The organism is Streptomyces sp. NPDC050619 (genome assembly GCF_040654815.1).
GTDB lineage: Bacteria > Actinomycetota > Actinomycetes > Streptomycetales > Streptomycetaceae > Streptomyces.
Window position 1 is genome coordinate 24388 of the sequence record NZ_JBFAIR010000027.1, and the last position, 16730, is coordinate 41117.

Sequence of the window (16730 nt, forward strand, 5' to 3'; positions counted from 1 at the left end):
GGTCAAGCTGCCTGTTCAGGCATGGGATCCGGCTTGGCGACGGTCAACTGCTTCGGCGAGATCGCTTCTTCCTCCGTCGGCAGACGTCGCATCAGCGCCGCGTAACCGACCGCGGCCGCCGTTCCGATCACCGCGCACAACCCCCACAACCACTCGGCGCCGAACCGGTCGATGACCATGCCGGACATCAGGGGCGCCACCAGAGCGGCAACCGACCAGGACATCGTGTACATCCCCTGATAACGCCCACGCCCGTGCACCGGCGACAGCCGAACGACCAGCCCCGTCTGGGTCGGCGCGTTGATCATCTCGCCCAGTGTCCAGACGCAGACCGTGAGGGCGAAGACGCCGACCGAGCCGGCGAAGGCGGTCAGTCCGAAGCCGTACCCGGCCAGGAGGGACGAGACGACGAGCAGCCGTCGGGGATCCCGGTGTTCGATGAACCGGGTGACCGGGATCTGCAGCGCGACGATCAGCGCGCCGTTGACGGCGATCGCCATGCCGTAGTCGGCGGGGGTGAACCCGGCCTCGCCCATCGCCACCGGCAGACCCACGGCCCCCTGCTGGAAGATCAGGGAGACGAGGAAGGACAGCCCGACGACGCTCATGAAGCGCCCGTCGCGCAGGACGGTGCCGAGGCCGGCGGCGTCGGTCGTCGCCGTCTCGTTCTTGTGGACGGTGGGCCGCGACTCCGGCAGCTTGACGAACACCACGATCGCGCAGAGGGCCGTCATGCCCGCCTCGATGAGGAAGCCGGCGCTGTAGCTGACCTCGGCGATGAACCCGGCGGCCATGGAGGAGACGGCGAAGCCGAGGTTGATGGCCCAGTAGTTCAACGAAAAGGCGCGGACGCGGTCCTCGGGCCGCACGATGTCGGCCATCATCGCCTGTACGGCGGGCCGGGAGGCGTTGGACGCCATGCCGACGAGGAAGGCGACGCCCGCGATGGCGACGGGGTGGTGCACGAACCCGAGCAGCGCGACGGAGACGGCGGTCGACGCCTGCGCGATGAGGAGGGTGGGCCGCCTGCCGAGCCGGTCCGTCATCACGCCCCCGCCGAGGGAGGAGATGACCCCGCCGAGTCCGTGCAGCGACGCGACGAGTCCGGCGTACGAGGCGGAGTAGCCGCGGTCGAGCGTCAGGTACAGCGCCATGAACGTGGCCACGAACGCGCCGAGCCGGTTGACGAGCGTGCTGAACCACAGCCACCAGAACTCGCGGGGTAACCCCGAGACGGTCTCGCGGGCGGCACGTCTCAGCGAGGCAGGCGACATCGGAGGACCCCCACGGGTGTAAGCGGCTCAGGCGGTGAGCACACGTTACGAAGCCTGCGTACGCGGGGGCCACTCAATTAACAGATCCCGTCAACCGTCCGTCTTCCGGGCGGCCGTACCCCCGCCCAAAGCCGTGGATTACGCTCGTGCACATGGCCGACGCACCGTACAAGCTGATCCTCCTCCGCCACGGCGAGAGCGAATGGAACGCGAAGAACCTGTTCACCGGCTGGGTGGACGTCAACCTCAACGAGAAGGGCGAGAAGGAGGCAGTCCGCGGCGGTGAGCTGCTCAAGGACGCCGGCCTGCTGCCCGACGTGGTCCACACGTCCCTCCAGAAGCGCGCGATCCGCACCGCCCAGCTCGCACTGGAGTCCGCCGACCGCCTCTGGATCCCGGTCCACCGCTCCTGGCGCCTGAACGAGCGCCACTACGGCGCCCTCCAGGGCAAGGACAAGGCACAGACCCTCGCGGAGTTCGGCGAGGAGCAGTTCATGCTGTGGCGCCGCTCCTACGACACCCCGCCCCCGCCGCTGGACCGCGACGCCGAGTACTCGCAGTTCGACGACCCGCGCTACGCGACCCTCCCGCCGGAGCTGCGCCCCCAGACGGAATGCCTCAAGGACGTCGTCGTCCGCATGCTCCCGTACTGGTTCGACGGCATCGTCCCGGACCTCCTCACCGGCCGCACGGTCCTGGTCGCCGCCCACGGCAACTCCCTCCGCGCCCTCGTCAAGCACCTCGACGGCATCTCCGACGCCGACATCGCGGGCCTGAACATCCCGACGGGCATCCCGCTGTCGTACGAACTCGACGCGGACTTCAAGCCGGTGAAGCCGGGGGGTACGTACCTGGACCCGGACGCCGCTGCGGCGGCGATCGAGGCGGTCAAGAATCAGGGCAAGAAGAAGTAAGCCGACGCGATCAAGCCCCCTGCCTGCGGGTTCTCCGCCGGTAGGGGGCTTGTTGTTGTGGCCCGGAGTGCGAGCGCGCCCGCCGGCCATGCCGATGAACGTGATGGGCAAGTCGCGGGGACAGATGTCGCCCTTGACACCCACGCGTCGTGTGTGACTACTGCTGCCGGGGCAGCCGAAGCGGTTCCCGAATGATGCGGCCGTCTCCGCGGAGGAACTCGTGGGCGCCGCGGAGCCTGGTCCGCAACCGCTCCTGCGTTGCGCGGCTGTCGAGGCGTACGTCGAGGGCCCCGGGCAGGTCGGTGTCGGCTCGCCGCCCGGCGGGCAGCTGCGCACCGTCAAGTCCTTGATGCCGGGCGATGAGTGCACCGAGGTCGTGACGGCTCAGGGCATCGGGCCCGGCGAGGTGGAACACCCCGGCCGCGTCGGACAGTGCGAGCTCCCACAAGGCGGCGGCCAGGTCCTCGACATGTACCGGGCAGCGGATGTCGTCGGTGAACAGGACCCCTTCGCGGGTGTCGCCCGCCAAGGCATGCACCGTGCGCTCGTGCACGGACTGACCGTGTCCGAGGATCAGCGAGGTGCGGGCGACGACGGCACCTGGCACCAGCAGCCGCACCGCCGTCTCGGCGGCGGCCTTCGCAGCGCCGTAGGGGGTGACCGGATCGGGCAGGCTGCTCTCGTCGTAGCGGACGTGCGCACCGGAGAACACCGCGTCGCTGGAGACGTGGGCCAGGCGGCAGCCTTGCTCGGCGGCAGCCAGCGCCACGCGGATCGCGCCGTCGGCGGTGACCGCCCAGTCGGACTGGCCGCTCGACGCGTTGACGACGACCGAGGGGGCGACGTCGGCGATCACCCTGGCGACACGCGCGGGGTCCCGGAGGTCGAGCGGATGCCAGACGACGCCCGATGCCCTGCCGGGTCGGGAGGTGAACGTCGCGGCCGTTTCGTGCCCCGCCGCAGTGGCTTGGCGGACCAGTTCAGTTCCCAGAAAGCCACTGCCACCAATGATCAGGACCGTCATGGGCTGCCACGGTAGCGGAGGGGAATCGGTGAGGGGCGGCTCCTGGTTCCTGATGACCGCACGACCAGCGGTCAGGGCCGTAATGATCTCGCCGACAGTGGTTCGGGACAAAGAGGTCGTGCCAGATCATGCGGGGGAACCACGGGAACGCGTCCGTCGCGGACTCACTGAATGGTGACTTCGGGCCATGGTGGCGCCCGGCGGTGACCTTGACACTGTGCACATGACTTCCTGGGTGGCAATTGACTTTGAGACGGCGAACGAGCACCGCGGCAGCCCCTGCTCCGTCGGTATGGCAGCGGTCGAGCAGGGACGCGTCGTGCGCTCATGGAGCACGCTCATCCAGCCGCCGGCCGATCTCGGCCATTTCAACCCGTACAACGTGCGGGTCCACGGCATCACGGCGAACGATGTCGCCGCCGCGCCAAGGTGGAAGCCAGTACTCGCCGACATCCTCTCGTTCGCGGACGGGCGTCCGCTGGTCGCGCACAACGCGGGCTTCGATCTGAGTGTCATCCGGGCTGCCTGCGACGCCGAGGGAATCGCCTGGCCGGAGCTTCGGTACTCCTGCTCCCAGGTCGTCGCCCGACGCACCTGGAAGCTTCTCGCCTACGGCCTTCCGCACTGTATGGACGCCGCCGGGCTCGATTTCACCAACCACCACAACGCCGAAGCCGATTCCCGCGCATCAGCCGAGGTCATGCTCGCGGCGATGCAGGAGGCGGGTGTGTCTTCCCTCGACGACCTACTCACCAAGCACAGGATCCGGTGGGGCTCCATGACCCCTGACGGACAGTGGCGGGGCAGCCAGTACGTACAAGAGCGCAAGCCGGTCCCCGGGGCCGATCCCGATGCCGACCCCGAAGGCGCACTGTACGGACTGACGGTATGCCTCACCGGCACACTGGCGTCGATGAAGCGGGAGGAGGCATTCGCCCGCCTCGCCGACGCCGGCGCCCAGCCGACGAAGACCATGACCAAGAAGACCAACATCCTGGTCTCGGCGGAACAGACGAACCTCAAGCCCGGCGATGTCCTCAGCGGCAAGAGCAAGCAGGCGCAGGCCCTGCTCGATGCCGGGCAGGACATCGAAGTGCTGGACGAGAACGAGTTCCTCCGCCGCCTCGGCCCGTGACGTCACGCATTCGGCAGGTTTGTACGGAGCCAGTTGGCGAGCACGGCGAAATCGTCGTCGGAAAGACCGTCGTTCGGGTCGACACGGTGAAGCAGCGACGGTTCTCGGCGCTGCGCGGCGACCCAGAGACGGTCCATGCCGCTGATCTCGTCGTCGACCCAAATGAAAGGGCGGTGCCCGGCCCACGCGACGATGTGGCGGGTCTTCCAGTGCAAGCCGCGCGGACCCTCATCGGTGCGTCCGGCCACCTCACCACAGGCAGCTGCGGCAGCCCGATCCGCGGGGCGACAGCCTCGTTCGCATCGTCCATCCATGTCGAGGCCCACACCAGTTCGCACCCCAGAGCCACCAGACGCGGCCCAACGGCGGGGTCGAGTCGCCGGAGCAGCGGGTTGCCCGGGCCGGTTGAGCCATCGGAGCTGGTAGCAAAGGCCCTCTGAGGCCGACTCGACGACGACCCGAACGGGATGAGTGGTCCGTCGACGTCGAGGAAGAGGACGGGGCGCTCCGGTGAGCCGGTCACGGCGGCACGATAACCTCACGAGACGGCGGAGCGACACCGCACGGTCCGTTCACGGGGAACAGCGCATCGTCAGATCGACAGCGGCACCTTATGGACCTCGTCGGCCTTGTGCCCCGCGCGTTCGTGGATGCGCTGGACCGCTTCGGCCGAGGGGGCCTCGGAGAGGCAGTAGACCGTTCCGGACTCGGGGTCCGCCCAGGCGCGCTCGAAGTGCACGCCCTCGTCCTTCTCTATCGCGAGGTCGGCGTCGTGCGCCTCCCTCAGCTGCTCGGGTGTGATGCCCTCGAACCCGTGGTGGACGTCCATGAACTGGGTCATGGCCTCGCACCTCCTTCTCTTTCCGGGTCCCTTTCAGGGTGCGCCTCTACGCCGGATGGGGCGACCCAAGCGAAGAGCCCCGGCGTTCACACCGGGGCCCTCACCGTCGTACAAGGTGCCGTAAAGCCGTAGAACTGCCGTACAAGATTCGCCCCGCCGTCAGCCGCACTGGCAGGGATTGCCCGACTGGCAGCCGCAGCCGCAGCCCGAGCCGCAGCCGCACGCGCCGAAGAGCGGGAGGCTCTTGATGTCGGCGGGCTGCTCGGACGGGCGTTGCTGCGTGGGGTCGGGCGTGGTGCTCGGGGATTCGGCCATGGTCCCTCCTCAGGGCTGGTGCCTGGGCCCATTGCACGCCCGCCCCGCTGGGGGCATCAACGGCGCATCAACGGCGCACAGAGGCTTCGCACGCCCCGAACAGAGGCCCGCGGAACAGGCCCGCACACCCTCGGCCGCCCGCACACCCTCGGCCGCCCGCACACCCTCGGCCGCCCGCAGGGCTCACGCCCCCTCCACCCCCGACGGGGGCTGGACCGGCTGGGCGTCCGTCTGGAGTTCGTCCGCGTGCTCGCCCGTCACCAGGAACACCACACGCTTGGCGACGGCCACGGCGTGGTCGGCGTACCGCTCGTAGTAGCGGCCGAGCAGTGTGACGTCGACGGCCGTCTCTATGCCGTGCTTCCAGCGCTCGTCGATCAGGTGCTGGAAGAGCGTGCGGTGCAGGAGGTCCATCTCGTCGTCGTCCTGCTCCAGCTGGAGCGCCAGGTCGACGTCCTTCGTGACGATCACCTCGGCCGCCTTCGCCATCAGGCGCTGCGCGAGCTGGCCCATCTCCAGGATGGTGGCGTGCAGGTCGTGGGGGATCGCCCGCTCCGGGAAGCGCAGCCGGGCGAGCTTCGCCACGTGCTGAGCCAGGTCGCCCGAGCGCTCCAGGTCCGCCGACATCCGCAGGGAGGTGACGACGATCCGGAGGTCCGTCGCCACCGGCTGCTGGCGGGCCAGCAGGGCTATCGCCCGGGCCTCCAGGTCGTGCTGGAGGTCGTCCACCTTCTGGTCGGCCTCGATCACGCTCTCGGCCAGCTTCAGGTCGGAGTCGAGGATCGCCGTCGTGGCGCGCCCGATCGCCGACCCGACCAGCCGGGCCATCTCCACCAGACCGTCGCCGATCGAATCAAGTTCCTCGTGGTACGCGTCCCGCATCAGGGTTCCCTCTCGTACGTGTTCATGGGGGGTCTCCGGGGGCCGGGGGCCCGGCGCGGCTGTCTTGAAACCGGCGCTTCGCACCCCACGCTCCCACGATCCGGCCCGCACGCGTCGGTTTCCGTCCCCTCAAATGAACCATTACTGGCTCCAAGGTGAACTCTGAGCGACGAGTGTTCGAGGTCGCACTCGGATGGCTGTGGCCATGGCCGATCCCGTGCCTAACCTGGGTGCATGGACGTGAACGCGGCGGTCGCCGCAGCGGCAGCGATCGCCGGTGTACTCACCGGCGTCATCGCCATGCTGGCGTTCCGCTGGAGTGAGCGGGAGCAGAAGCGGCCCACCCGCACCTCTCTGCACACGGACCCGGTGCTTCCGCCGGGCGTGGACACCGTCCTGTCCGTACTCCGGTCGTCCGCCGTCGTACTCGACGAGGCGGACGCCGTCGTCAAGGCCAGCTCCGCCGCGTACGCCCTCGGTCTGGTGCGCGGCGGCAAGCTCTCCATCGAACCCATGCTCTACATGGCCCGGGACACGAGGCGGGACGGAGAAATAAGACAGGTCGAACTGGACCTGCCCCGGCGCGGCACCGGCCGCGGCGAGGCCCTCGCCGTCTCCGCGCGCGTCGCCCCCCTCGGCTCCCGGCTGGTGCTGCTCCTCGTCGAGGACCTCACCGAGGCCCGGCGCATAGAGGCGGTACGGCGCGACTTCGTCGCGAACGTCAGCCATGAGCTCAAGACCCCCGTCGGCGCTCTCTCCCTCCTGTCCGAGGCCGTCATGGACGCCTCCGACGACCCGGAGGCGGTGGAGCGCTTCGCCGGCCGTATGCAGATAGAGGCCACCCGGCTGACCAACCTGGTGCAGGAGCTCATCGACCTCTCCAGGGTCCAGAACGACGACCCCCTGGAGGACGCCGAGCCGGTCCGCGTCGACGAACTGGTCGCCGAGGCCATCGACCGCTGCCGGCACCAGGCCGGCACCAAGCAGATCACCATGGCCGCCTCGATAGGGGCGCCCGGAGGTCCGCCGTTCGAGGCTGCTGGCGGGAGCCGGGCGGGCATCGCCGACCTGCACGTCTACGGCAACCGCGGCCAGCTCGCCGCGGCCCTCGGCAACCTCGTCGAGAACGCCGTCAACTACTCGCCCGCCCGCACCCGCGTCGGCATCGCCGCCCGCCGGGTGAACGCGCCCGGCGGGGACATGATCGAGGTCGCCGTCACCGACCAGGGCATCGGCATCTCCGAAAAGGACAAGGAGCGCATCTTCGAGCGCTTCTACCGTGTCGACCCGGCCCGCTCCCGTGCCACCGGCGGAACGGGCCTGGGCCTCGCGATCGTCAAGCACGTGGCCGCCTCGCACGGCGGGGAGGTCAGCGTGTGGAGCTCCGAGGGACAGGGCTCCACCTTCACTCTGAGGCTGCCGGAGGCGGGCGCGGCCCGCGACCGCGCGCACCAGCATCCCGACCCCGACGACGCGGCCGGGCAGTCCCTCGCCACATCCCCCCATACTTCCCCGTACGATCCGCTTCCCGCCCCGGAGGTCCTTCCGTGACCCGAGTGCTCGTCGTCGAGGACGAGGAGTCCTTCTCCGACGCCCTGTCGTACATGCTCCGCAAAGAGGGCTTCGAGGTCGCCGTCGCGACCACCGGGCCCGACGGACTCGACGAGTTCGATCGCAACGGCGCCGACCTCGTCCTCCTCGACCTGATGCTGCCCGGCCTGCCGGGCACCGAGGTGTGCCGTCAGCTGCGCGGCCGTTCCAATGTCCCCGTCATCATGGTGACCGCCAAGGACAGCGAGATCGACAAGGTCGTCGGGCTGGAAATAGGAGCCGATGACTACGTCACCAAGCCCTTCTCCTCCCGCGAGCTGGTCGCCCGTATCCGGGCCGTCCTGCGCCGACGCGGCGAGCCCGAGGAGGTCACTCCGGCCGCTCTGGAGGCGGGCCCGGTCCGCATGGACGTCGACCGCCACGTGGTCACCGTCTCCGGCTCCAAGGTCGACCTGCCTCTCAAGGAGTTCGACCTGCTGGAGATGCTGCTGCGCAACGCCGGCCGCGTCCTGACCCGTATGCAGCTCATCGACCGGGTCTGGGGCGCCGACTACGTCGGCGACACCAAGACCCTCGACGTCCACGTCAAGCGCCTGCGCGCCAAGATCGAGCCGGACCCGGGGGCCCCGCGCTACCTGGTGACGGTCCGCGGTCTCGGCTACAAGTTCGAGCCGTAAACCGCCTGCTGACGGCCGCTGACGACGGAAGGGCGGGACCTCATCAAGAGGTCCCGCCCTTCCGTCGTACGGCAGAGTCGTACGGCTGCTCAGTGGGCGGTGCCGGTGCCGGTGTCGGTGCCGGTGCCCGCCGTGTTCGCCGACTCGTTCGCGCTCGCGGAGGCCGCGTCGGTCGGGGTGGTCGCGTCGGCCGGGGTGTCGGACGGAGACTCGGAGCCGGTCGCCGTGCCCTCGCCCGGCTTCTCGCTCGTAGTCGCGCTCGCGCCCGGGGCTGCCGGGGCCTCGCTGGGACCCCACTGGGAGTAGAAGCTGTCGGCCGGGACGACGAACGCGCGCAGGCTCACGTCACCGGTCGTGCTGAAGGTGAAGGTGACCTTCTGGGCGTTGCCGTCCTGGACGGTCGCGCCGAGGTTGGGCACCGCGGCGGCGGCGTTGTTCTTGCCGCCGAGGATGACGGAGCCGCCGGCCGGGACGGTCAGCCTGCCCTTGCCCCTGGCGGGCGTGATCTTCGCGTTGCCGCCGCCCGCGACGCTGACCGCGTCCAGGGTCTGGTCGGTGCGGCCGGTGTTGAACACGGTGGCGGAGATCACCGCCGGGCCCTTGGTCCCGGCATCGGGCTGCGTGATGATCACGACGTTCCGGAGCTTGATGGCGCCGACGGAGGTGGCCGCGTTGTCCGGCTTGACCTCCAGGGTCTGAGCGTTGTTGCCGGCACCGCACGCGGCGAGCGAGGCGATCGAGAACGCGATGACGGCGGCGCTGAGGGCGCCGCGTCGAAGGCTGCTGCTCACGGCGGCGGCAACTCCTTGACTTGAACGAGGCGGCCCATAAAGCCGCGCTAAGTGACTGTCAGCGGCCTCAGGTTACCGAGCCGTTCCCGCGCCACCGCACCCGACCCTCCCCCGAGCCGTCCTCTTCCCGCCCCCTTCGCTCGGCGGAGGCATGACCACTCCCTTCAGGAGCGACTCATGTGCCACATTGACCCCGCTTGACCTTGCACTCGTCCGCCATTCACATAAGCGCCCCGGCGACCCGCGCGGATTTTCCGTGAAGGAATGCACGGCCTCCCGAACAGCTCCGAAGCGGCCTCCGGAACAAACCTGTGGAACGACCTAGGGAAGGACGCACGGAACGACTCACGGAAGGCATCACGGAACGGCTCCCGCGACGACCCCGGAATTGATCAACGGCCACCCGGTCGACCACCCGTGATCAATTCCGGATTCGTCTCGTACCCGACTCCGGACGCCGAACGGAGTAGCGTAAGTCGCACGCTTGGAAGCGGACATATGGGGATGTTCCGCCATCTGGAGGTGACTCCCGATGTGTGTAACGTGCGGGTTTCCCCTCCCCCGGAGAGCCGCTCCGACCTGCGAATACCTTCTCCCGCTCGGCCCGCGCAGCACGTTCCTGTTGCTGTTGTCAAGCCCCGAGATATGCCCTGACCTGCGAAAACGTCATTCAGAACCCACCGTTTCCGTGTTACTCTGGATAGCCACGGAAGGGGTACCTGTCACATGACGTTCAAGGTTGGCGACACCGTGGTCTATCCCCATCACGGGGCCGCGCTGATCGAGGCCATCGAAACTCGCCAGATCAAAGGCGTGGACAAGACCTACTTGGTGCTGAAGGTCGCCCAGGGTGACCTGACGGTGCGTGTGCCAGCGGACAATGCGGAGTTCGTCGGCGTACGTGATGTGGTCGGTCAGGACGGACTGGACCGGGTCTTCGAGGTGCTGCGCGCGCCGTACGCCGAGGAGCCCACAAACTGGTCGCGTCGCTACAAGGCAAATCTGGAGAAGCTCGCCTCCGGTGATGTCATCAAGGTCGCGGAAGTCGTGCGTGACCTGTGGCGTCGTGAGCGCGAGCGTGGACTCTCCGCCGGTGAGAAGCGCATGCTCGCCAAGGCCCGCCAGATCCTGGTGAGCGAGCTCGCGCTCGCGGAGAACACGAACGAGGACAAGGCCGAGGCTCTTCTCGACGAGGTCCTCGCGTCCTGACGCCGACGCAAGCCGGCCTCAGTTCACATTGAAATGCCGCGGTGCCCGAGTGACGTGTCTGCTGTCGCCGGGCGCTGCGGCATGTTCGCGTCGCGATGCCCTACGCGTGCCGGTCACACACGCTCGTCAGCGTGTTCACACCTCGGGGAACAGACCCCCGATACTTGGGGAAAAGACCCCCGATACTAGGCGTGCCGGGCCCGGGCCGCTGACTCGACCGGTGTCACGGAAGGGTCCGGTCAAGGTGTCGCGCCCGACACGCTCTGGCCATACCCACGTAGGCCGAGCACACAAACCTGACAGGAACCGATGTCTGACGTTTCGCGTCCTTCGCCCACGCCTGCACGCACGGCTGCGGTGATCCCGGCCGCCGGCCGGGGCGTACGCCTCGGTCCGGGCGCCCCCAAGGCGCTCCGCGCGCTGAACGGCACTCCCATGCTCATCCACGCGGTCCGCGCGCTGGCCGCGTCCCGCGCCGTCTCCCTCGTGGTCGTCGTGGCCCCGCCGGACGGCGCCGCCGAGGTCAAGTCCCTGCTGGACGCCCACGCGCTGCCCGAGCGCACCGACTTCCTCGTCGTCCCCGGCGGTGAGAGCCGCCAGGAGTCCGTCAAGGTCGGCCTGGACGCCCTCCCGCCCCAGTACGACATCGTGCTGGTGCACGACGCCGCCCGGCCCCTCGTACCGGTCGACACGGTCGACGCCGTGATCGAGACCGTACGGGAGGGCGCCCCCGCCGTCGTCCCGGCGCTGCCCCTCGCGGACACCGTGAAGGAGGTCGAGCCCGCCGCGACGCCGGGGGAGCCGGAGCCGGTCGTGGCCACCCCGGAGCGGTCGCGGCTGCGCGCGGTCCAGACCCCCCAGGGCTTCGACCGCGCGACCCTGGTCCGCGCCCACGAGACGGTCACCGACAACGTCACCGACGACGCGAGCATGGTCGAACAACTCGGCCTCACCGTCGTGGTCGTCCCCGGCCACGAGGAGGCCTTCAAGGTCACCCGCCCCCTGGACCTGGTCCTCGCGGAGGCGGTCCTGGCCCGCAGGAGGCTCACCGATGGCTTCTGAGACGCCTTACGTAATCCCCCAAGTCGGCATCGGCACCGACATCCACGCCTTCGAAGAGGGCCGCGACCTGTGGTGCGCGGGCCTGAAGTGGGAGGGCGAGGGTGCGGGCCTGGCCGGCCACTCCGACGCGGATGTCGTCGCGCACGCCGCCTGCAACGCCCTGTTCTCCGCGGCCGGGCTGGGTGACCTGGGGCAGCACTTCGGCACCGGCCGCCCCGAGTGGTCCGGCGCGTCCGGCGTCACGCTGCTGACGGAGGCCGCCCGCATCGTCCGCGAGGCCGGCTTCACCATCGGCAACATCGCCGTCCAGGTCGTCGGCCCCCGCCCGAAGATCGGCAAGCGGCGCGAGGAGGCCCAGAAGATCCTGTCGGACGCGGCCGGAGCTCCGGTCTCGGTCTCCGGCGCGACCACCGACGGGCTCGGCTTCCCGGGCCGCGGCGAGGGCCTGATGGCGGTCGCCACGGCGCTGGTGGTGCGGACCGGCTGACGGACCGGCTGACACAGCCGACCGACGTGACGTCACGAATGTGTGCCCTTGCCGGAAAGGAACGCGAGGCACTGCCCCACGCCTACTACCCTGGACTCGTGACCATTCGCCTGTACGACACCAGCGCCCGGCAGATTCGTGACTTCTCCCCGCTCATGCCGGGTTGTGTCTCGATCTACCTGTGTGGCGCCACCGTGCAGGCGGCACCGCACATCGGGCACGTCCGCTCCTACCTGAACTTCGACATCATGCGCCGCTGGTTCCAGTACCGCGGCTACGACGTCACGTTCATCCGCAACGTCACCGACATCGACGACAAGATCATCGCCAAGGCCGCCGAGCAGGGCCGCCCCTGGTGGTCCATCGGCTACGAGAACGAGCGCGCGTTCAACGACGGCTACAACGCCCTCGGCTGCCTGCCCCCGACCTACGAACCGCGCGCCACCGGCCATGTCACCGAGATGGTCGAGATGATGCGCGGGCTCATCGAGCGCGGCCACGCCTACGAGGCCGACGGCAACGTCTACTTCGACGTGAAGTCCTTCCCGGAGTACCTGCGGCTGTCCAACCAGGAGCTGGACAACCTGCTCCAGCCCTCCGGCGAGGGCGAGACCGGCAAGCGGGACCCGCGCGACTTCGCCATGTGGAAGGCGGCCAAGCCGGGCGAGCCGAGCTGGGAGACGCCGTGGGGCCGCGGCCGTCCCGGCTGGCACCTGGAGTGCTCGGCGATGGCCCACAAGTACCTCGGCACCGCCTTCGACATCCACGGCGGCGGCCTGGACCTGATCTTCCCGCACCACGAGAACGAGATCGCCCAGGCCAAGGCCTACGGCGACGAGTTCGCCCGGTACTGGGTGCACAACGCCTGGGTCACCATGGCCGGCGAGAAGATGTCCAAGTCGCTGGGCAACTCGGTCCTCGTGTCCGAGATGGTCCAGCGGTGGCGGCCGATCGTGCTGCGCTACTACCTCGGCACCCCGCACTACCGCTCGATGATCGAGTACAGCGAAGAGGCCCTGCGCGAGGCCGAGTCGGCGTTCGCGCGCATCGAGGGCTTCGTGCAGCGGGTGGTGGAGAAGGCCGGGGGAGTCGTCGAGCCCGCGGCCGAGGTACCGCCCGCGTTCGCCGACGCGATGGACGACGACCTGGGCGTCCCGCAGGCCCTCGCCGTCGTGCACACCACCGTCCGGCAGGGCAACTCCGCGCTGGCGGCCGACGACAAGGAAGCCGCGGTGGCGCGCCTCGCCGAGGTCCGCGCCATGCTCGGCGTCCTCGGCCTGGACCCGCTCGACGCGCACTGGGCCGGCGAGGCCGACCGCGGGGACGATCTCCACGGGGTCGTCGACAGCCTCGTACGACTGGTCCTCGACCAGCGCGAGGCGGCCCGCGCCCGCAAGGACTGGAACACCGCGGACGCCATCCGCGACCAGCTCAACCAGTCCGGGCTCGTCATCGAGGACTGCCCGGAGGGACCCCGCTGGACCCTCGGCTCGCGCTGAGCCTTTCTTGATCGATTGTGCCGCCCGGCCTTCCGGGCGGCACACTGCATATACGTACACACGCCCGCTTCCGTTTCGCAGCGAACAGAAGCAGAGAACAGACAGGTAGGTCATGGCAGCCAACAACCGCCGCATGTCCGGCAAGAAGGGCGCGCAGGTCGGCAGTGGCGGCCAGCGACGCCGGGGCCTGGAAGGCAAGGGGCCGACGCCGCCCGCCGAGGCGCGCAAGGGGCACAAGAAGAACCGCGTCGCCACCGCCAAGGCGAAGCAGGTCACGCGACGCCCCGCCCCCAGGGGCCGCGGCGGCAGGCCGACGTCCGAACTCGTCGTCGGCCGCAACTCCGTCGTGGAGGCGCTGCGCGAGGGCGTGCCCGCCTCCACGCTCTACGTCCAGCAGTTCATCGACAACGACGAGCGGGTGCGCGAGGCGCTCCAGCTCGCGGCCGAGCGCGGCGGCATCAACCTCATGGAGGCGCCGCGCCCCGAACTCGACCGCATGACCAACGGGCTCAACCACCAGGGCCTCGTCCTCCAGGTGCCGCCCTACGAGTACGCCCACGCCGAGGACCTGGCCAACGCGGCCTACGACGCGGGCAAGGACCCGCTGATCGTCGCCCTCGACGGGGTCACCGACCCGCGCAACCTCGGCGCCGTCGTCCGGTCCGTCTCCGCCTTCGGCGGGAACGGTGTCGTCGTACCCGAGCGGCGCGCGGCCGGCATGACCGCCGGTGCCTGGAAGACGTCCGCGGGCGCCGCCGCCCGTACGCCCGTCGCCCGCGCCACCAACCTGACGCGCGCCCTGGAGGCGTACAAGAAGGCGGGCATCGTGGTCGTCGGACTCGCCGCGGACGGCGAGGTCGAGATCGGTGAGCTGGAGGCCCTGGGCGGGCCCGTCGTCATCGTCGTCGGAAGCGAGGGCAAGGGACTGTCCCGGCTGGTCGGCGAGACCTGCGACCACCGGGTACGGATTCCGATGCCGGGCGGTGCGGAATCGCTGAACGCCGGTGTGGCCGCGGGCATCGTGCTGTACGAGGCGGCCCGTCGGCGCGCCTGAGCGATTGTTCGACGTAGTCACCCACATGGGGTATTCCTGGCGTCGAGGACAAGCTTGACGCGGTCCGGACAGATCCGGCCGGTCAAAGCAGTGTCCTATCCACACGTCACTCGGTTAGATGAGTGTGGACACCAGAACACCCCGCACACCCACGGGGGACGGCCCGTCGGGATTCGACGACGCTCCCGCGCTGAGCATGGTGAAGGTGCCGAGTGACCCGGCGCAGATCATCGTCAATCATGCGAGCTTCCGCGTGCAGTTGGGCGCGTCGACCCGGCGCAACCAATCCCCGCGGGTCGCACGGCACTTGAGCGCCACCGAGGACACCGCCCGCATCCCCGTCGTCGGCGCCCCGGCGGGCAGAGCGGGCGCGACCGCAGGCGCCGCCCGCCGCCGGCCCGTCGTCTGGAGCGGGAAGTCCGACCCGGACGACACCGGCGCCCACCGGCTGCTCCAGGCGGTCCGGGGCGGCAGCGTACGCCACGGCGAGGAACCGGCCCCGACCGCCGATGCCGGCGCCACCCAGGTCATCCCGCGCATCGACGGCAACGACGGCTATGGCGGCGAGGGTTACGACGGCGACGGTTATGCCGCCCTCGACCAGACCGTCGAGGCCCCCGTCGTCGGCGCCCAGCGCAGTCACGACCCCGACGGCCCCCGACTCCTGCCGGCCATGCGGACCGTGGGCAGCGCCTACGACGAACCCGCCTACGCAGGCGAGGAGTTCGAGGAGTACGAGGAGACCGACGAGGGCGCCGACGGCGACCGGCGCGGCAAGCGCCACGGCGTCGACCCGGCCCGGCACGCCTATTACCCCGGCCGCCGCATGAACCTCGGCGTGGTCCTCCTCCCCCTCCGCGTCTTCCTCGGCTTCATCTCCATCTACGCCGGCATGGGCAAGCTCTGCGACCCCGTCTACTTCGACGGCGGCAAACGCGGCTCCATGGTCAAGTGGCTCAACACCCTGCACCCCTGGGAAGTCGCCGAGCCACTGCGCCAGTTCGCCCTCGAACACCCCGTCGGCGCCGGACTCGTCATCGCCTTCTTCCAGGTCATCGTGGGCGTCCTCACGGTCCTGGGCTGCTGGCAGCGGGTCGCCGCGGTCGTCGGCGCCGGCCTGTCCGCCGCGCTCCTCGTCACCGTCAGCTGGAAGAGCGTCCCCGCCTACGACACCCCCGACATCATCTTCCTCGCCGCCTGGTCCCCGCTGATCATCGCCGGCGCCCCCGTCTACTCCATCGACGGCCGCCTCGCCGGCGGCGCCTGGCGCCGCCTCGGCCCCCGCGCCGACATCTGGGACCTGCGCCAGTACGTCCTGCGCCGCGGCGCCCTCATCACCGCCGTCGTCACCGGCCTCACCCTGCTGGTCGGCTCGCTGCTCGGCGGCGCCGTCCGCGACGCCGACCGCGTGGTCGTCCCCGGACCCGGCGAGGCGCCGCGCAACGAACTGCCTGGCTCCCCGCTCCCCGAGGACTCCGCCCAGCGGCAGCGGAAGACCCCGTCGGCCTCCAGCGCGCCCACCCAGGGCGCCACGGCGGGAGCGGCGGCCAGCCCGTCCGCCGGCGCCGCGACCACCCCGGGCGCCACCCAGGGCGCCGGCCCCGCCGCCACCGGCGGCGCGCCCAGCCAGACCCAGGGCACCACCGGCGGCCAGGCCCCGCCGCAGCAGTCCTCCCCGGTCGAGCAGGCACCCAGCACCACCTCCGGCCCGACCTCCGGCGGCACCGCCACCGGCGGCAGCGACCCGACCGGCGGCTCCGGCAGCTCCGGCGGGACCGGCAGCTCCGGCGGCGGCTCTTCCTCCGGCCAACCGGGCCTTGTGGGCGGCCTGTTGGGGTAACCCAGCCGGTGGGCGGCATCCTGGGCACGCCCGCCGGCTGAACCATCCCTTGCCCATACGACTGGCCCATACGACGACGGGGTCCCGCACTGCTGAGTGCGGGACCCCGTCGGCATGGACTGCGACGCCCTCAAGGGGCGCGGGGAACGGCGCGACCAGCCCCCACCGGCCGGCA

At 70.2% G+C, this 16730-nt stretch carries 16 protein-coding genes and 1 pseudogene; 10 read left to right on the plus strand and 7 right to left on the minus strand.

Translation table 11 applies throughout. The features are described from left to right. Positions 1-2: 2 nt before the first annotated feature. Positions 3-1274 (minus strand): MFS transporter, encoded by a 1272-nt coding sequence (locus tag AB0I77_RS35370; RefSeq protein WP_363286875.1) that lies wholly within the window; start codon positions 1272-1274, stop codon positions 3-5. A gap of 152 nt (positions 1275-1426) precedes the next feature. On the opposite strand from AB0I77_RS35370, the gene AB0I77_RS35375 reads away from it, so the two are divergent. Further along, complete coding sequence (locus AB0I77_RS35375; RefSeq protein WP_210577790.1) at positions 1427-2188, plus strand: phosphoglyceromutase; 762 nt, start codon at positions 1427-1429, stop codon at positions 2186-2188. 157 nt (positions 2189-2345) lie between these two features. Here AB0I77_RS35375 and AB0I77_RS35380 read toward each other — a convergent pair whose 3' ends face one another. Then, positions 2346-3212 (minus strand): sugar nucleotide-binding protein, encoded by an 867-nt coding sequence (locus AB0I77_RS35380; RefSeq protein WP_363286876.1) that lies wholly within the window; start codon positions 3210-3212, stop codon positions 2346-2348. A 235-nt stretch (positions 3213-3447) separates the two neighbouring features. On the opposite strand from AB0I77_RS35380, the gene AB0I77_RS35385 reads away from it, so the two are divergent. After that, entirely contained in the window at positions 3448-4347 is a 900-nt protein-coding gene (locus AB0I77_RS35385; RefSeq protein WP_363286877.1) for an exonuclease domain-containing protein, read from the plus strand. A 2-nt stretch (positions 4348-4349) separates the two neighbouring features. Here the strand turns inward: AB0I77_RS35385 and AB0I77_RS35390 are convergent. The 4 genes and pseudogenes from AB0I77_RS35390 to phoU form a co-directional block, all read right to left on the minus strand. Next, a pseudogene (locus tag AB0I77_RS35390) lies at positions 4350-4870 on the minus strand (HAD domain-containing protein). 69 nt (positions 4871-4939) lie between these two features. Beyond that, complete coding sequence (locus tag AB0I77_RS35395) at positions 4940-5188, minus strand: SCO4226 family nickel-binding protein (RefSeq protein WP_363286878.1); 249 nt, start codon at positions 5186-5188, stop codon at positions 4940-4942. A gap of 159 nt (positions 5189-5347) precedes the next feature. After that, complete coding sequence (locus AB0I77_RS35400; RefSeq protein WP_363286879.1) at positions 5348-5503, minus strand: hypothetical protein; 156 nt, start codon at positions 5501-5503, stop codon at positions 5348-5350. Between the two features lie 183 nt (positions 5504-5686). After that, positions 5687-6385, minus strand: coding sequence for a phosphate signaling complex protein PhoU (gene phoU, locus AB0I77_RS35405; RefSeq protein ID WP_363286880.1), 699 nt, complete (start codon positions 6383-6385; stop codon positions 5687-5689). 234 nt (positions 6386-6619) lie between these two features. Between phoU and AB0I77_RS35410 the strand changes: the two genes are divergently transcribed. Further along, the gene (locus tag AB0I77_RS35410) at positions 6620-7936 is read left to right on the plus strand and encodes an ATP-binding protein (RefSeq protein WP_363286881.1); all 1317 of its coding nucleotides are present in this window, start codon (positions 6620-6622) and stop codon (positions 7934-7936) included. Further along, the gene (locus AB0I77_RS35415; RefSeq protein WP_030043517.1) at positions 7933-8613 is read left to right on the plus strand and encodes a response regulator transcription factor; all 681 of its coding nucleotides are present in this window, start codon (positions 7933-7935) and stop codon (positions 8611-8613) included. The genes AB0I77_RS35410 and AB0I77_RS35415 overlap by 4 nt, the downstream gene beginning before the upstream one ends. 89 nt (positions 8614-8702) lie before the next feature. Here AB0I77_RS35415 and AB0I77_RS35420 read toward each other — a convergent pair whose 3' ends face one another. Beyond that, positions 8703-9404, minus strand: coding sequence for a DUF461 domain-containing protein (locus AB0I77_RS35420; RefSeq protein ID WP_363286882.1), 702 nt, complete (start codon positions 9402-9404; stop codon positions 8703-8705). 726 nt (positions 9405-10130) lie between these two features. Between AB0I77_RS35420 and AB0I77_RS35425 the strand changes: the two genes are divergently transcribed. From AB0I77_RS35425 to AB0I77_RS35450, 6 genes are all read left to right on the plus strand, one after another. Then, positions 10131-10613: a CarD family transcriptional regulator gene (locus AB0I77_RS35425; protein WP_003953493.1), complete on the plus strand. Its 483-nt coding sequence runs from the start codon at positions 10131-10133 to the stop codon at positions 10611-10613. Positions 10614-10922: 309 nt separating this feature from the next. Beyond that, positions 10923-11675 carry a 2-C-methyl-D-erythritol 4-phosphate cytidylyltransferase gene (gene ispD, locus AB0I77_RS35430; RefSeq protein WP_363286883.1) on the plus strand — a complete coding sequence of 251 codons (753 nt, stop codon included), beginning with the start codon at positions 10923-10925 and terminating at the stop codon, positions 11673-11675. Continuing rightward, a complete protein-coding gene (gene ispF / locus AB0I77_RS35435; protein ID WP_363286885.1) occupies positions 11665-12162 on the plus strand; it encodes a 2-C-methyl-D-erythritol 2,4-cyclodiphosphate synthase in 498 nt (165 codons plus the stop codon). Before ispD ends, ispF begins: the two co-directional genes overlap by 11 nt. 98 nt (positions 12163-12260) lie before the next feature. Continuing rightward, positions 12261-13661 (plus strand): cysteine--tRNA ligase, encoded by a 1401-nt coding sequence (cysS, locus tag AB0I77_RS35440; protein WP_363286886.1) that lies wholly within the window; start codon positions 12261-12263, stop codon positions 13659-13661. 112 nt (positions 13662-13773) lie between these two features. Continuing rightward, positions 13774-14715, plus strand: coding sequence for a 23S rRNA (guanosine(2251)-2'-O)-methyltransferase RlmB (gene rlmB / locus AB0I77_RS35445; RefSeq protein WP_363286887.1), 942 nt, complete (start codon positions 13774-13776; stop codon positions 14713-14715). 118 nt (positions 14716-14833) lie between these two features. Further along, positions 14834-16555, plus strand: coding sequence for a DoxX family protein (locus AB0I77_RS35450; RefSeq protein ID WP_363286888.1), 1722 nt, complete (start codon positions 14834-14836; stop codon positions 16553-16555). Positions 16556-16730 lie beyond the last annotated feature (175 nt).

Bases quoted from the DNA above. Each gene is read 5' to 3' on its own strand.
- AB0I77_RS35370 (WP_363286875.1), bottom strand. From the start codon at position 1,274: ATGTCGCCTGCCTCGCTGAGACGTGCCGCCCGCGAGACCGTCTCGGGG.
- AB0I77_RS35375 (WP_210577790.1), top strand. From the start codon at position 1,427: ATGGCCGACGCACCGTACAAGCTGATCCTCCTCCGCCACGGCGAGAGC.
- AB0I77_RS35380 (WP_363286876.1), bottom strand. From the start codon at position 3,212: ATGACGGTCCTGATCATTGGTGGCAGTGGCTTTCTGGGAACTGAACTG.
- AB0I77_RS35395 (WP_363286878.1), bottom strand. From the start codon at position 5,188: ATGACCCAGTTCATGGACGTCCACCACGGGTTCGAGGGCATCACACCC.
- AB0I77_RS35400 (WP_363286879.1), bottom strand. From the start codon at position 5,503: ATGGCCGAATCCCCGAGCACCACGCCCGACCCCACGCAGCAACGCCCG.
- phoU (WP_363286880.1), bottom strand. From the start codon at position 6,385: ATGCGGGACGCGTACCACGAGGAACTTGATTCGATCGGCGACGGTCTG.
- AB0I77_RS35410 (WP_363286881.1), top strand. From the start codon at position 6,620: ATGGACGTGAACGCGGCGGTCGCCGCAGCGGCAGCGATCGCCGGTGTA.
- AB0I77_RS35425 (WP_003953493.1), top strand. From the start codon at position 10,131: ATGACGTTCAAGGTTGGCGACACCGTGGTCTATCCCCATCACGGGGCC.
- ispD (WP_363286883.1), top strand. From the start codon at position 10,923: ATGTCTGACGTTTCGCGTCCTTCGCCCACGCCTGCACGCACGGCTGCG.
- ispF (WP_363286885.1), top strand. From the start codon at position 11,665: ATGGCTTCTGAGACGCCTTACGTAATCCCCCAAGTCGGCATCGGCACC.
- rlmB (WP_363286887.1), top strand. From the start codon at position 13,774: ATGGCAGCCAACAACCGCCGCATGTCCGGCAAGAAGGGCGCGCAGGTC.
- AB0I77_RS35450 (WP_363286888.1), top strand. From the start codon at position 14,834: ATGAGTGTGGACACCAGAACACCCCGCACACCCACGGGGGACGGCCCG.